The following is a 14,761-nucleotide window of genomic DNA, read 5'->3' as shown; positions in this document are numbered from 1 at the left end:
CATGCACAAAAAAGGCCAGGATGGCCAATCTCCACCGAATCGGACGAGCATAGTATCCTCGGCTCTGGGCTAGTAAGGGATTAGGACTTGGCCTATTGTGTTCCTAATTTGTTCCAGACCAGCTTGGCAGAATGCAGAACGGAAAATGGCGCAGCCAATCCAGAAAAAGCAGCAGACCACGGCCATACCGGCCGCGACAGACATGACGGCATTGCCGGCAGTCATCGCAATGAACGAAGGACTGGAGACCGCGCGTTCATTGGCTATCGCGGCGGAGAGCAAGGATGACCGCCTTGGATTCGCGCGCGCGATGGCTTTCGCCGCCATCAAAGCCTATCTGAAAGCAGCGCCGAAGACGGGTGCGGAACGATGGACGGTGCCGGATCTGCCGAAGATAATTTCGATGGCGCAACTGTCGCCCGCCGACAGCGCTCTGGCAGACAACATAGGCACGGCGGCCGCGACGCTCGACGTGATGGAAGCCAACTACTGGCTTGGTGTACTGTACACGACAAGCATGCCGGAGAAGGACAGAGCCGGACTCGGAGCCTATTATACACCACCCGTACTTTGCGAGCGCTTGCTGGATTTGGCTTCCGCCGCCGGCATTGACTGGCGTACGGCCCGTGTCCTCGATCCGGCATGCGGCGGAGGAGCATTTCTCACCCCAGTCGCGCTACGCATGCTGCGCAGCCTTGACGACTGCAGTCCGAAAATAGCTCTCAAGAACATCCTCCATCGTCTTCGCGGATTTGAGCTTGATCCTTTCGCTGCGTGGATGTCTCGCGTTTTCCTCGAGAACGCGCTTTATGATTTCTGCCGGGCCGCCGATACACAACTTCCGGACATCGTGGAAGTGTGCGACACCCTTGAACGTAACTGTCACGATGATGGTTTCGATCTGGTCATCGGCAATCCGCCCTATGGTCGCACCACGCTTTCGCCGGACAAGCGGGAAAAATACCGCCGCAGCCTATATGGACATGCGAACCTGTATGGCTTGTTCACCGACCTTGCATTGAGATTCACCCGACCAGGCGGTGTAATCGCTTATGTAACGCCCACAAGCTTCCTCTCCGGTGAGTATTTCAAGTCGCTGCGCGGCCTGCTTGGGCGCGAAGCTCCGCCGGCAAGCATCGATTTCATTCCTGAACGCAAGGGCGTTTTTGCCGACGTACTGCAAGAGACACTGCTTGCCGTATACCGCCGGGACGGCAAAGCCCGTATCGGACAGGTCAACTTCATTTCCCAGCCCGCCAAGGGTCGAGTCACTGTGACTTCTGCCGGATCGTTCGCCTTGCCGGCAAGGCCGGAAGAGGCTTGGCTGGTGCCGCGTACAAGGACACATGACAAACTGGTCCGCAATGCCCAGCGTATGCCCCATCGACTGGTGGATTACGGTTATAGGGTCAGCACCGGACCGCTGGTGTGGAATCGGCACAAATCAGGCTTGAAGTCCCGGCCGGCAAGGCAACGTTATCCGTTGATCTGGGCAGAATCCGTGCGCCCCGACGGTACGTTCGAGTTTCGCGCCCACAAGCGAAACCACATGCCATACTTTGAACCGCTGCCTTCCGAAACCTGGGTCCTGACCAACTTCCCTTGCGTGTTGTTGCAGCGCACCACGGCGAAGGAACAGACGCGACGGCTCATAGCAGCGGAAATGCCGTCTTCGTTCGTTGCGAGCCACGGTGCCGTAGTTGTCGAGAATCACCTCAATATGATCCGGCCAATAGACGAAACACCGCCACTTGTGTCACGGCGCGCGCTCTCTGCGCTGCTGAACACCGCCGTTGTCGACGAGTTATTCCGTTGCATCAATGGCAGCGTCGCTGTCTCGGCTTATGAACTGGAGGCGCTCCCCTTGCCTTCGCCGCAGGATATGGCGGCGATTGAAGCGCTCGTCGAACGGCGGAAAGACAGGACGGCGGTCGAGCTGGCAGCGTGGCGACTCTATGGCGGGAAGGCTGGCTGATGACGCTGCCTGCCCTGCCGGCCTTGCCGGAGCTTCACAAGCGGCTGCAAATGATCTTTCCCGAAGGCAGCCCCAATCGTGCGAACTGCACATGGGAAATCGCGGCACGGACAGTCTTTGTCATGCTTTATATTGGCGCTGTCGAGGGTGGCGGAACTTGGCTACGTCCCGACCAGGTTACGCGCATGACCGACAAACAGGCCGAACGGGTCAGCGATAGTCAACGTCTTGCCTGGACAGGCAAGTCTCTGACGAGCAGCAAGGGTGAAATTCGAAGCCGCTGGTATGCGGTCAATACACGCGAGTCTATCCGGGACGATACGATCCGCGCCGGTCTGGTTGCGAACGGCGTCGTCGTCGAGCGCGAAGGACTTGCGACAACATCGCCTGCGCCGCGCTACGCGCTCAAGAGGAGCTTCGCCGCGTTGTTCGACCCGCAACTTGCCGGCAAGCTGCTCGACGAGACGATCGTTCGTTGGCAGGGGGAAAATCTGACCGCGGGCGCACTCGCTCGCATCACCATGGTCCGCAAGGGCGCCGTCGCCGGTGGCGAGCACATACTGGTAAAGTTTCCAAGCGGCGAGACACGCCGGTTGGCTCCCGGGCCAAGTTCCATCATCTCAAAAGCGGTCATTGAAGTCTTTGCCCCTCGATTTCTCCAGTTGCCGGGAGTGGTGTTTCTCAGTGAAAGCAAGAACAAGGTTGTGAGCCGGGACGACGACTTGGCGAAATCGATCGGCCTGCAAATCAAAGCCGAAAAGAGCCTCCCCGACATTGTCCTCGCTGATCTCGGCCCTGAGCATCCACTCCTGGTTTTTGTGGAGGTTGTCGCTACCGACGGCCCGATGACAAGCGAGCGCAAGCAGACTCTTGCCCAGATCGCGGAAGGCGCAGGCTTCCCACTCAATCATGTTGTGTTTGCGACAGCATATCTCGACCGAAGCGACGCGGCGTTCAAGAAAACCGTTGATTCGCTTGCATGGGGTTCATTTGTGTGGTTCGCATCGGAATCCGATCATCTCATCCGTCTGCACGAAGGCCAGCCGAAGGTAGCCAGGAAGCTTTCCGACTGGGGTTGATCGACCCGGTATGGAATGAAGGCGAGACAGTCCGGTCGTCGACACCAAGGCGAAGGAGGCGACCGAACTCGGCAGGAGCCAGGGCTATCCGTTGTTCTTTACGACCGAGCCGGAGAATAGCGCAGCTTTTGCGGACGGCCGCGCAGGCTTGTTTGCGCTCCGCCGTACTCGCCGACGCGCTTTTTGGTTTCACCGCGCGTCCTCAATTCATTGTGACGTTCCCCGGTGCGTCCGATATCGGCCAAGCCTCGTAACTCCCTGTGCATCCACATGCATAACCCATGAGCGAGGAAAACCGATGAACAAGTTCCACAGCGCGGTTCTGGCGATGACGATGTCGATTGGCGCCGCAGGTCTGGCCTTTGCGGCCAATCCGATGGTCGGCGGCGGCGAGATGTTCCCCGAAAAGAACATCATCGAGAATGCCGTCAATTCCAAGGATCACACGACGCTGGTCGCGGCCGTCAAGGCGGCGGGCCTTGTCGAGACCTTGCAGGGCAAAGGCCCCTTCACCGTCTTCGCGCCCACCAACGAAGCCTTCGCGGCACTCCCCGCCGGCACGGTCGAAAACCTGCTCAAGCCCGAGAACAAGGACATGCTGGTCAAGATCCTGACCTGCCATGTGGTGGGAGCGGAAGCCTTCGCCAAGGACGTCAGGAAGATGGTCGACGACGACAAGGGCATGCACCCGGTCAAGACGGCGGGGGGCTGCACCTGGACGGCCATGTATGAGGGCGACAAGGTGATGCTCAAGGACGAGAACGGCACGATCGCCAATGTCACCATCGCGGATGTCGACCAGTCGAACGGCGTGATCCACGTGATCGACAAGGTCCTGCTGCCCAAAATGTAGAGCATCCTCCTTCACGCGAGGCGCTTGACCCTCCGAAGCTTCAGCGAAGGAGGGCTGCCGAAAATGTAGAATTCGCCAAAACATTTCGGCGAAGTGACCCCACTTCGCCGGGATGCGCTTCCCCGAGACCTTGGGCCCGGTTCGCCGGGCCGCTTTTTTTCGCTTCTAGTCCCGGAGCCTGACTAAAGGTAAAATAGCGGCCGACTCACTTGGACGGCAACCGCTCCCATGTTTGCTGCAACGACCACGCAGCGTCTGGTTCGTGCGGCCACCGACGCAGGCAATCCGCGGCGGCTGGAAGCGATCCGGGAGCTTGGCCGGCAGGCGATGAGCGAGGAGATCATCGCCTGTCTCGCAAGTGTCGTGCGCCAATGCCGCCAGCAGCCCAATGGAATGGCCATCGCGGCCGCGAAAGCCTTGGCGCAATCGGCCGATCCGCGCATTTCGGCGGCACTTGCGGAATTCCTCGACCATGAATCGACCTATGAGCTCCAGCACTATCTCGTCACGGTTCTCAGTCATCCCCGGCATGGCATCGCCCTCATGCCGATCGTCGCCGCGGCTTTGCGCGAGCTCGGCGCCACGGGCCATTGCCATTGGCTGGAAAACCTCCTCACCACGATCGGCACGCCCGAGGCGAGGAATGCGTGGGAGGAATTCCGGACCGCCTCTGTCGCGCCCGTCCTGCGATCTGCGCTGAACCGGCTGAAGCTCGAGGTGATCCCGGATTCGGCCGAAAGGGAGCTCGCCGATATCGACACGCCGCAGGCCCGCCAGGCCCTTGCGACCTTGCGGCGGGAAATGGTCTGGCCGGTCCTGCACATCGCCAAGACCAGCGAAAGCTATGACCGCGTCGCCGACGCAATCACCAAGCTCAAGGCCCTCAAGATCCTGTCCGTACCGGGAAGTGCCGAGGCCCTGCAGGACTTCCTGAGCCAGCCTGCCCGCCCCCTCACCCAATGGGTCCATCGCCAGGAACATGTCGAGAGCGGCGCCTTGGAAAGCTGGACCGAGCGTTACGAGAGAAGCACCAGCGATTTCGGCCAGCGCCCGGCGAGGTAACGCACCCACCCCTTTTTGCGGGTTCCGTTCCCGGCGCGAACCCTATATAAGCAGCCCCCAAGTGACCCCGTAGCTCAGCAGGATAGAGCACCAGATTCCTAATCTGGGGGTCGGAGGTTCGAATCCTCTCGGGGTCGCCACCCTACGCCCCTCCGGGGCTTCGGGTGGCTTTGCCACCCTAAGGCCGGAGGGGCGTAGGGTGATCTCCCGGAGCTGCGAAGCAGCGCAGGGAGACTGGCGCAGGGTGTGGTACGTCTATTTTCTTCAGTTGAACAATCGCGATATCTACGTTGGCTCGACTAACGACCTGAAGCGACGTCTTTCATCGCACCAGGCAGGACGCGTTCTTTCAACAAAGGCCCATTTACCGGTCTTGCTGAGATCTTATGTCGCCGTTGAGACGGAAGAACACGCGCGAGAGCTTGAGATTTATTTCAAATCCGGTTCCGGAAAGGCCATCGCCCTCAAACGTCTTATCAGGAGGAACTGGCGTTAGTTCTCGCTCGGCAAAGAATGCTCACATCGCTCAGACACCTCGCCGGATTGGTATCCTGCTTCACGCGAAGCAGGGAGTCCTCCGAAGCTAGCGAAGGAGGGCTGTTCCGAAGACATAGGTTACAACTCGTTCCGGAGACATGGGTTACAGTTGCTTCCGAGACATGACCAATGGACGCTCCCATGCTTCATGCGCAATCATTCCTGGCGCCGAGCGAAGACACAAATTCCGCTCCCGATCCGGGAAATAACGGCAGGTTTCCTTCCGTATTTGACCCATTGACGCCGCACCTCGCCGGGCCGATGGACTTGGCCCGCCTGCATCAGGACTGACGGATGGAACTGCTCGAACGCGACTCCGAGCTTGCCACGCTCACAGAAGCCCTCGCCGCGGTTGCCGCCGGCCAGGGCCGGATTGCGCTCATTGCCGGCGAGGCGGGCATCGGCAAGACCAGCTTCGTCACCCACTTCCTCAGCCTTCATGGCAAGAGCGCCCGCGTACTCATCGGCAATTGCGATTCGCTCTTCACACCCTCCCCCCTTGGCCCCCTATATGACATCGCGCGCAGCCTTGGCGGACGTCTCCTGGCGCAGCTCGAGAATGAGGCGCCGCGCGCCCAGCTCTTCTCCACAATGCTCGATCTTCTGCGCGACGGAAGGCGCCCAACGATCATCGTCTTCGAGGATATGCATTGGGCTGATGAAGCAACCATCGATCTCCTCAAATATCTGGGCCGGCGTATCGCCCAGACCCATGCGCTGGTCGTTTTGAGCTACCGCGATGACGAGATCGGCAGCCGGCATCTCCTGCGCCCGCTGCTGGGCGATCTCGCCACCTCGCCGGCGACGATCCGCATCGACCTTCCCCGGCTGACATTGGCGGCGGTGCGCCAGCTCATTGCCAACCGCGCTTTCGATGCCGAAACCCTGCATCGCCAGACCTCGGGCAATCCCTTTTTCATTACCGAGATCTTGAGCTGCACGGACCACGGCGTGCCCCGCACGGTGAGCGATTCCGTGCTGGCGCGCGTCGCCCGTCTTGACGCGCAAGGACGCCGGGCGATCGAAACCGCCGCCGTTCTGGCGAGCCGCATGGATCACGCGCTTTTGGAAATGATCGGCGGCGGCGAGGGAGCGGGCATCGCCGGTTGCCTGCAATCCGGTCTCCTCGAGCTGACGGAGAAGACGATCGCCTTCCGCCATGAGCTGGTGCGTGACGCCATCCTGACCGATATCGACGCCGGCCGGCGCCGTGAGCTCTGCCGCGCGGCGCTGAACGTCCTCAAGTCATGCACCACGCGCCAGAAGGACCTGGCGCAACTGGCGCATTTCGCCGAAGGGGCCGGCGATACCGAGGCCATCCTCACCTATGGGCCGGCCGCAGCGGAGGAAGCGGCGGCCGCCGGCGCCCATCGCGCCGCGGTGGCGCAATATCGCCGCAGCCTCGCTGTCGCCGGCGCGACATCGCCCGCCGAACGCGCAGCCCTTCTCGAAGCCTATGCGCAGCAATGCGCCATCATTGACGACCAGGCCGAAGCTATCAAAGCCCATCGCGCCGCCATCGATCTCTGGCGTGAGACGGGCGATCGCGTGAAGGAAGCGGAGAATCTGTCGAGCCTCGCCTGGCCTCTCGTCAGGAGTGGCCGGAATGCCGAAGCGGAAGCCGCGAGCTGGCGGGCGATCGAATTGCTGGAGGCCTTGCCGCCTTCGCGTGCGCTGGCGGCCGCCTATCGCATGCAGGCCCATTTGCGCATGCTCGATCGTGACCGTGCCCCCGCCGTGCATTGGGGCTCGAAGGCAATCGAGCTCGCCACCCGCCTCGACGACAAGGCAACCATCGCCTCGGCCGAGATGGTGGTGGGTGCCGCGATGCTGGTGAGTGGCGATGAGGAGGGTCTCGCCCATTTCAACCGCTGCCTCGAGCTGGCGCGCGCTCATGGCATGGATGACCTTGTCGGGCTCGCTTACCTCAATCTCGGCTCCTCCCATGGCGAGCAATACCAATTCGCCAGGGCCGAGGCGGCGCTCACCCGGGGCATCGCCTATGCCGAAGACTGCGATCTCGATCATTCCAACAACTACATGTCGGCCTGGCTTGCCTTGACGCTCCTCTATCAGGGCCGCTGGGCGGAAGCCGGCGATCAGGCGCTCGCGGTCGTCGATTGCCCCAACTTCTCGCTCGTCAGCAAGATCATGGCGCTGGTGGCGCTCGGCCGCTTGCGGGCGAGGCGCGGCGATCCGGGTACGATGGCGGTGCTCGATGAGGCACTTGAGCTCGCGACAAGGACCAACACCTTGCAGCGCCTGGCGCCGGTGCGCGCCGCCCGCGCCGAGGCGGCGTGGTTCGCGGGCGATATGGCGCGCGTCGTCGCCGAAGCCAGGGCCGCGTATCAGCTCGCCGTCGATCATCGCCACCGCTGGCATGTCGGGGAATTCTCCTTCTGGCTGAAGCGGTCCGGCGAGGATGTCACTCTTCCCGGATGGTGCGCCGAGCCTTTCGCCCTGCAGATCGCCGGCGATTGGCAGGGAGCCGCCCAAGCCTGGCGGGCGCTGGACTGTCCTTATGAGGAGGCGCGCGCATTGGCCGAAGGCGATGAGCCGGCACGGATAAAGGCGCTCGAAATATTCGATCGGCTGGGTGCTGCGCCGGCGGCTTCGCATTTGCGCCGGCAGATGCGCGATGCCGGCACAAGACGCATTCCGCGCGGCCCGCGCGCCTCGACGCAGGCCAACCCGCATGGCCTGACCAGCCGCGAGATGGGTGTGCTGGGCTGCCTCGCCTCCGGCCTCAGCAATGGCGAGATCGGCGCGCGGCTTCATATTTCATCCAAGACCGTGGATCATCACGTTTCAGCCATATTGGCGAAGCTTGCCGTGAAATCCCGCGGCGAGGCCGCCGCGCGCGCCATGGCGCAGGGCCTCATTGGTCAGACTGGCCAATATAGGGAAGCGCCGATGGCAAAATAGGGAGAGCCTCCGATGTGCGGTCGCGCCGGCTCTTCTAGGGTGTCGCCTTCACTGCATAGGAGACACAAATGCCACGCTATGTCATCGAAAGAACCTTTCCGGACGGCCTCGCAATCCCGATGAATGCGACAGGATCGGAAGTCACCCGCAAAGTCGTCCGTCGCAATGCCGAGGAAGGCGTCACCTGGGTCCATTCCTATGTCACCCAGGACAAGAAGAAGACCTTCTGCGTCTATGACGGGCCGTCGCCCGAAGCGATCCGCAAGGTTGCCGAGAAGAACGGCTTGCCGGTCGACCGCATCAGCGAAGTGCGCGTTCTGGATCCCTATTTCTACCTGTGAGCGATCTTTGCGAGTCTCCCTGCCGGAGTGATGACCGGCAGGGGACGACAGACGCCCCGGCAGTCTCCGGTGAGCCCCCGATCCGGCGGTTGTTGCGGGCGTTTGTCACCTGGCTCAGGCCGCCGCGCGCGCGGCATCCGCGCCTCCACCGCCTGAATGACCACATGCTGAAGGACATCGATCTGGGCAGATCCACACGTCCCCCTCACCCAGCGAAGCCCGTCACCGACGATACGACTGACTTTTCTACGGAAAAATAATCCGCAAAAACCGTTGAAAGCATCTTGTTCCTTGTTGTACGATTGTTCAACAAGGAAACGCCATGGCGGTCATCAGGCAGGAATTCCCCTTCGCGGTGGAGGTCGTCGATCCTTTCTGGATCACGCTCGCCGACGGCACACGCATCGCCGCTACCTTGTGGAAGCCGAAGACGAAAGACCTTGTGCCGGTCGTCGTCGAGATGATCCCCTATCGCAGGCGGGACGGCACCGTCTTCCGCGATCTCGATATGCATCCCTATTGGGCGGGCTATGGCATCGCCTGCTGCCGCGTCGATATCAGGGGCTCGGGCGACTCGGGCGGCCTCCTTGCCGATGAATATCTTCCGCGCGAGCAGGAAGATGCCTGCGAGATCATTGCCCGTCTGGCCGCCGAGAACTGGTGCAACGGCCATGTCGGCATGACCGGCATTTCCTGGGGCGGCTTCAACTCATTGCAGGTGGCGGCACGCCGTCCCCCGGCGCTCAAGGCGATCATCACTTTGTGCTCGAGCGATGACCGCTATGCCGATGACGTCCACTATATGGGCGGCGCCCTCATCACCGAGAATGAGATGTGGTCGAATTTCATGCTGGTGAAGAACGCCATGCCGCCCGACCCGCAGATCGTAGGGCGTGCCTGGCGCGACATGTGGCTGAAGCGCCTTGACGCCAACCGCTCCTGGTCGGAGCACTGGCTTTTGCATCAGCGCCGCGATGCTTATTGGAAGCAAGGCTCGGTCTCAGAGGACTTCTCGGCGATCGAATGCGCCGTGCTGGCGGTATGCGGCTGGGAGGACAGCTATTCGAACTCGGTGCCGCGCCTTCTCGAAGGACTGACCTCGCCCAGGCTTGCCATCATGGGTCCATGGACGCATGCCTTCCCGTGCCGCGGCGATCCGGGCCCGCAGATCGGCTATCTGCAGGAGGCGCTGCGCTGGTGGAGATACTGGCTGGCCGGTGAAGCGACGGGCATCATGGACGAGCCGCAATACCGCCTCTATGCGATCGGCGAGGAGCGGCCGCGTCCCTGGTACAAATCACATGAAGGACGCTGGATCGCCGAAGCCTCATGGCCAAGCCCGCGCATCCAGTGGCAGACGCGCTGGCTCAACCCGAACAGCCTGGGCGCCAGGCCCGAGACCGGATCGATCCTCTCGGTGCGGTCGCCCGCCACGGCCGGCACTGATTGCGGCCGCTGGGGCGGCTATGGCGGCACCTCGCCCGATCTCGCCATCGATCAGCGCCGCGAGGATGGCCAGGCTCTGTGCTTCGACACCGAGCCGCTGGCCGAGGACCTGACGCTTGTCGGCGCGCCCGAGATCACGCTCGAGCTCAGCGTCGATGTGCCCAAGGTCAATCTCGCCGCGCGCCTGTGCGATGTCTATCCGGACGGCACGTCGGCGCTCATGACCTATGGCGTGCTCAATCTCAGCCATCGCGACAGCCACGAATTCCCGGCCGCTTGCCCGGTGAATGAGCCCTTCAAGGTAACGATCAGGCTCAATGATTTCGCCAGGACGATCCCCAAGGGCCATCGCATCAGGCTGGCGCTCGCCACCCAGCACTGGTTCATTCTGTGGCCGCAGCCGACGCTCGCCACCGCGACGATCCGGAGCGGGGTCTGTACAATCAAGTTGCCGGTCCGCCCGCCAGGCGATGAAGACCGCCATGTTGCCTTCGGGCCGGCGGAGATCTCGATGCCCGTGGCATCGACCGAGGTCATTGCCGGCAGCACGGCCAAAACCGTCGAGGACGACCTTGCAACCGGCATCCGCACGATCCGGCTCAGGACCGATAACGGCACCCATTCGATCGATGACCGCGCCATCACGACATCCTCCTGGAACACCGACACTTTCACCATCCATCCCGATGATCCGCTGACCGCCAAGATCGTCACCGAATATGCCTGGGCGATCAGAAGCGGTCCCTGCGACGTGGAAGCGAAGAGCCGCACCGAGCTTACCGCCGATCAGGACCATTTCTATCTCACCTGGCTGATCGAGGCGCGCGAGCGGGGCCGCCTCGTCCACAGCAGGGGCGACACCCGCGTCATAAAACGCGATTTCTGTTGAAGCCCAGGAACCGGCCATGCTCGCTTACACGATCAAACGCATAGGTCTCGGTCTTCTGATCCTCATCGGTGTGATGTTCGCGATGTATGCGGCGGTCTTCATCGTGCCGGGCAATCCGGCGCGCGCCGCCCTCGGTCCCCGCGCCACCCAGGAAATGATCGACCGGCTGACCCGCGAGATGGGCCTCGACCAGCCCTATCTGGTCCAGGTCTATAACTTCTTCGTCAATGTGCTGTCGGGCAATCTCGGCATCGATGTCATCTCCAACCGTCCGGTCGCGACCGAGATCTGGGAAGTCCTGCCCAATACGCTGATCCTGTGCCTCGTCGGCCTCGGCTGGGCGACATTGCTTGCCATCCCGCTCGGTTGTCTCGCCGTGCTCAAGCGCGGCACCTGGGTCGATCGCGCCGCAAGCCTGCTCTCGGTCAGCGTCATCTCGCTTCCCTATTATGTCGTCGCCATCTATGCGCTTTTGATCTTCGCGGTGCAGCTCAACTGGCTTCCCGCCATTGGCGATGGCGATCCGGGCGATATCGGCAGCCAAATCCGTGCGCTGATCCTGCCTGCTTTCGCCATCGGCTTCACCTGGGTGGGGTATCTGGCGCGCCTGGTCCGCGCCTCCATGCTCGACGTCATGGGTGAGCCCCATATCCGCACCGCGCGCGCCTTCGGCGTCCCGGAATGGAAGATCGTCACCAAATATGGCCTGCGCATTGCCCTCATCCCGACGCTCTCGCTGCTGGCCGTGAGCCTCGGCGGGTTGATCTCCTCTGCCGTCTTCGTCGAGGTGATCTTCTCCCGGCCCGGCATCGGCAAGCTCGTCACCGCCGCCGTCAATTTGCGCAACTATCCGGTCGTCATGGGCACCGTGCTGGTGATGACCGGTATCTATGTCACGCTCACCATTGCCGCCGATCTGCTGATCGCGCGGATCGATCCGAGGATCAGGGATGCCTTCCGGGGTGCTTGAGATATTGAAGCGCGTCACGCGCGATCCCCTGGGCCTTCTGGGCCTGGTGCTGGTCGTCATCGTGATCGGCGCCGCCCTCTTCGCCGATGCGATCTCGCCTTATGATCCGGCCAGGATCGATGTGCTCAACAAGCTGCAGGGCCCCTCCGCCGCCCACTGGCTCGGCACCGACCAGCTTGGCCGCGATACGCTGTCGCGCATCATCCATGGCGCCCGCGTCGCCATGGGGATCGCGGTGTTCTCGATCGGCATCGGCGCCTTCATCGGCCTCATCCTCGGCATCCTGGCGGGCTACGGGCCGCGCTGGCTCGATGCGGTCCTGATCTTCTTCTTCGATTCCTTGAGCGCTATCCCGCTCATTCTGTTCGCTCTCACCGTCATCGTCATCTTGGGACCAGGCACCGGCACGCTGATCTTCGTCATCGCGCTCATCTCCATTCCCGTCTACGGCCGCCTCGTGCGCGCTCAGACACTTTCTCTCAGGCGCAGTGAATTCATCCTGGCCGAGCAGTCCATGGGCGCCAGCCTGCCGCGCATCGTCGGCATCCATCTTCTGCCCAATGTACTGGGTCCGCTGGTCATCCTGGTCAGCATGGACATTCCGACCGTGGTTGCCCTGGAAGCGGCCCTCTCCTATCTGGGCCTGGGCGTCAAGCCGCCGACGCCGAGCTGGGGCACCATCCTCAATGACGGCTATGTGTCGCTGCGGACCAATCCCTCGCTGGTCATCGCCGCCGGCATTCCGCTTGTCATAGCGACACTGGGCTTCACCTTCTTCGGTGAAGCCTTGCGCGACGCGCTCGATCCCAAGCTCAAAGGGCGGAGAGCTTCATGACGGCCCTCCTCAGCATCCGCGACCTCACCATCGACTACGCCGGCCACGTCCAGGCGGTGCGCGGCGCCAATCTCGATGTCCATCTGGGCGAGGCGGTGGGCCTTGTTGGCGAATCGGGCAGCGGCAAGTCGACCCTCGCCTCGGCCATCACCGGCCTGCTGCCGATCGGTGCCCGCATTCTCGGCGGCGACATCGCCTTCAAGAATGAAAGCGTCACCAGCGGGCGCAAACAGGCGCAGCAGATCCTGCGCGGCGATGAGATCGCCATGGTGTTTCAGGACCCGATGACCGCCTTCAATCCGGTCCTCACCATTGGCGACCAGCTCGTCGATTTCCAGAGCCGCATGCCGGGCAAGGCACGCGAGAAATATGCCCGCGCCGTCGCCATGCTGGCCCGCGTCGGCATCCCCGATCCGGCCTTGCGGGCGAACTCTTACCCGCATGAAATGTCGGGCGGCATGCGCCAGCGCGCCGCCATCGCCGCAGCCCTCCTCGTCAATCCGAGCCTGCTCATCGCGGACGAGCCGACGACAGCGCTCGATGTGACGATGGAGGCGCAGATCATTCATCTGTTCCGTGAGCTCCGCCAGGATTATGGCGGCGGCATCCTCATCGTCACCCATCATCTCGGCGTCGTCGCCGAGCTCTGCGACCGCGTCTATGTGATGTATCGTGGCGAAGTGGTGGAGGAAGGCGCGGTCGACGACATCTTCCACGAGCCTCGTCACCCCTATACACGCGCCCTTCTCGCCTGCGACCCAGCCCGGCTGCATGAGCGAGCCGGCTATTTGCCGGTCATCACCGATGCTGAGCGCGCCACATTCATGCAGGCGAGGCCCCGATGACGCCCCTCATCGAAGCCGAAGGTCTGGCGGTGAATTTCCGCGCCCCCGGCGGCTTCCTCGGCCTTGGCCATCATCGTCTTGCCATCCTCGAGGACGTGTCGGTGTCGGTGCGCCCGGGCAAGACGCTCGGCCTGGTGGGCGAATCGGGATCGGGCAAGACGACCCTGGCGCGCGCCCTTCTCGGCCTCGTGTCGCGCGCCAGGGGGGAAATCCGCTTCGAGGGCAGGCCGGTCGACAGTTTCCGCAGGCTGCGGCGCAAGACGGCGATGATGTTCCAGGATCCGATCGCCTCCCTGAGCCCGCGGCTTGCCATCGGCTCGGCCATCACCGAGCCTTTCCTCATTCACGGCGTCGCCATGACGTCGCGGCGTGCCGCGGCCGAGGAATTGCTGGCGCTGGTCGGGCTTCCGAAGGAATTCGCCAGCCGCTATCCGCATGAATTGTCGGGCGGCCAGGCGCGCCGCGCCGGCGTGGCGCGCGCCTTGGCGCTGCGACCCGCCCTCGTCATCGCCGATGAGCCGACCGCCGGCCTCGATGTGTCGATCCAGGGCGAGATTCTCAATCTGATGACGAGGCTCAAGGCCGAGCTCTCGCTGTCCTACATCATCGTTACCCACAATCTGGCGATGATCCGCCACGTCTCCGACCGCATCGCCATCATGTATCTGGGCCGCATCGTCGAGGAGGGCCCGACGGCGGAAGTCTTCGCCGGCGCCCGCCATCCCTATACGGCATCCCTCATTGCGTCCGAGCCCATTCCCGATCCACGCCGGCGCCGGCAATCGCTCGCCATCACCGGCGAGGTGCCGAGCATCCTCAGAAGGCCTTCGGGCTGCGAATTCCACACCCGCTGCCCGCATGCGCAAGCGCGCTGCCGCAGCGAGGCGCCATCTCTCACCAAATCTACAGGCGGTCGCAGCGTGCGCTGCCATTTTCCACTCAACGAGCGTTTCCCGCCAAAGTTGTCCGACTTTGGCGACAAGGAAACGCGCCAACTCTAAACA

General features: G+C 62.7%; 12 protein-coding genes and 1 tRNA gene. All 13 read left to right on the top strand.

The genetic code is table 11. From position 1 onward, the window contains the following. Nucleotides 1-145 precede the first annotated feature (145 nt). The 13 genes from DT068_RS26225 (at nucleotide 146) to DT068_RS26165 (ending at nucleotide 14,758) form a co-directional block, all read left to right on the top strand. Nucleotides 146-1,975 (top strand): HsdM family class I SAM-dependent methyltransferase, encoded by a 1,830-nt coding sequence (locus DT068_RS26225; protein ID WP_368905241.1) that lies wholly within the window; start codon nucleotides 146-148, stop codon nucleotides 1,973-1,975. After that, nucleotides 1,975-3,054: a BsuBI/PstI family type II restriction endonuclease gene (locus DT068_RS26220; protein WP_119392863.1), complete on the top strand. Its 1,080-nt coding sequence runs from the start codon at nucleotides 1,975-1,977 to the stop codon at nucleotides 3,052-3,054. Before DT068_RS26225 ends, DT068_RS26220 begins: the two co-directional genes overlap by 1 nt. A gap of 298 nt (nucleotides 3,055-3,352) precedes the next feature. After that, complete coding sequence (locus DT068_RS26215; RefSeq protein WP_119392862.1) at nucleotides 3,353-3,907, top strand: fasciclin domain-containing protein; 555 nt, start codon at nucleotides 3,353-3,355, stop codon at nucleotides 3,905-3,907. 228 nt (nucleotides 3,908-4,135) lie between these two features. Continuing rightward, on the top strand, nucleotides 4,136-4,969 hold the full coding sequence (locus tag DT068_RS26210; RefSeq protein WP_119392861.1) for a hypothetical protein: 834 nt from the start codon (nucleotides 4,136-4,138) through the stop codon (nucleotides 4,967-4,969). Nucleotides 4,970-5,032: 63 nt separating this feature from the next. Then, nucleotides 5,033-5,109: transfer RNA gene (locus tag DT068_RS26205), tRNA-Arg, on the top strand. A 59-nt stretch (nucleotides 5,110-5,168) separates the two neighbouring features. Then, a complete protein-coding gene (locus tag DT068_RS26200; protein WP_368905238.1) occupies nucleotides 5,169-5,465 on the top strand; it encodes a GIY-YIG nuclease family protein in 297 nt (98 codons plus the stop codon). A 335-nt stretch (nucleotides 5,466-5,800) separates the two neighbouring features. Beyond that, nucleotides 5,801-8,431 (top strand): ATP-binding protein, encoded by a 2,631-nt coding sequence (locus DT068_RS26195; protein ID WP_119392860.1) that lies wholly within the window; start codon nucleotides 5,801-5,803, stop codon nucleotides 8,429-8,431. A gap of 68 nt (nucleotides 8,432-8,499) precedes the next feature. Further along, nucleotides 8,500-8,772, top strand: coding sequence for a DUF4242 domain-containing protein (locus DT068_RS26190; RefSeq protein ID WP_119392859.1), 273 nt, complete (start codon nucleotides 8,500-8,502; stop codon nucleotides 8,770-8,772). 322 nt (nucleotides 8,773-9,094) lie between these two features. After that, nucleotides 9,095-11,107 (top strand): CocE/NonD family hydrolase, encoded by a 2,013-nt coding sequence (locus DT068_RS26185; protein ID WP_119392858.1) that lies wholly within the window; start codon nucleotides 9,095-9,097, stop codon nucleotides 11,105-11,107. A 16-nt stretch (nucleotides 11,108-11,123) separates the two neighbouring features. Then, the gene (locus DT068_RS26180) at nucleotides 11,124-12,077 is read left to right on the top strand and encodes an ABC transporter permease (protein ID WP_119392857.1); all 954 of its coding nucleotides are present in this window, start codon (nucleotides 11,124-11,126) and stop codon (nucleotides 12,075-12,077) included. Continuing rightward, the gene (locus tag DT068_RS26175) at nucleotides 12,070-12,912 is read left to right on the top strand and encodes an ABC transporter permease (protein ID WP_368905235.1); all 843 of its coding nucleotides are present in this window, start codon (nucleotides 12,070-12,072) and stop codon (nucleotides 12,910-12,912) included. The genes DT068_RS26180 and DT068_RS26175 overlap by 8 nt, the downstream gene beginning before the upstream one ends. Next, on the top strand, nucleotides 12,909-13,757 hold the full coding sequence (locus DT068_RS26170; protein ID WP_119392855.1) for an ABC transporter ATP-binding protein: 849 nt from the start codon (nucleotides 12,909-12,911) through the stop codon (nucleotides 13,755-13,757). The genes DT068_RS26175 and DT068_RS26170 overlap by 4 nt, the downstream gene beginning before the upstream one ends. Beyond that, a complete protein-coding gene (locus tag DT068_RS26165; protein ID WP_119392854.1) occupies nucleotides 13,754-14,758 on the top strand; it encodes an oligopeptide/dipeptide ABC transporter ATP-binding protein in 1,005 nt (334 codons plus the stop codon). Before DT068_RS26170 ends, DT068_RS26165 begins: the two co-directional genes overlap by 4 nt. Nucleotides 14,759-14,761 lie beyond the last annotated feature (3 nt).

Source organism: Taklimakanibacter lacteus, assembly GCA_003576695.1.
Lineage (GTDB): Bacteria > Pseudomonadota > Alphaproteobacteria > Rhizobiales > Aestuariivirgaceae > Taklimakanibacter > Taklimakanibacter lacteus.
Note: the sequence above shows the minus strand (reverse complement) of the source record. Positions and strands in the feature narration are given on the sequence as shown.

Excerpts from the sequence above, each read along its gene's own strand:
- DT068_RS26225 (WP_368905241.1), top strand. The coding sequence starts at position 146 with ATGGCGCAGCCAATCCAGAAAAAGCAGCAGACCACGGCCATACCGGCC.
- DT068_RS26220 (WP_119392863.1), top strand. The coding sequence starts at position 1,975 with ATGACGCTGCCTGCCCTGCCGGCCTTGCCGGAGCTTCACAAGCGGCTG.
- DT068_RS26215 (WP_119392862.1), top strand. The coding sequence starts at position 3,353 with ATGAACAAGTTCCACAGCGCGGTTCTGGCGATGACGATGTCGATTGGC.
- DT068_RS26210 (WP_119392861.1), top strand. The coding sequence starts at position 4,136 with ATGTTTGCTGCAACGACCACGCAGCGTCTGGTTCGTGCGGCCACCGAC.
- DT068_RS26195 (WP_119392860.1), top strand. The coding sequence starts at position 5,801 with ATGGAACTGCTCGAACGCGACTCCGAGCTTGCCACGCTCACAGAAGCC.
- DT068_RS26190 (WP_119392859.1), top strand. The coding sequence starts at position 8,500 with ATGCCACGCTATGTCATCGAAAGAACCTTTCCGGACGGCCTCGCAATC.
- DT068_RS26185 (WP_119392858.1), top strand. The coding sequence starts at position 9,095 with ATGGCGGTCATCAGGCAGGAATTCCCCTTCGCGGTGGAGGTCGTCGAT.
- DT068_RS26180 (WP_119392857.1), top strand. The coding sequence starts at position 11,124 with ATGCTCGCTTACACGATCAAACGCATAGGTCTCGGTCTTCTGATCCTC.
- DT068_RS26170 (WP_119392855.1), top strand. The coding sequence starts at position 12,909 with ATGACGGCCCTCCTCAGCATCCGCGACCTCACCATCGACTACGCCGGC.
- DT068_RS26165 (WP_119392854.1), top strand. The coding sequence starts at position 13,754 with ATGACGCCCCTCATCGAAGCCGAAGGTCTGGCGGTGAATTTCCGCGCC.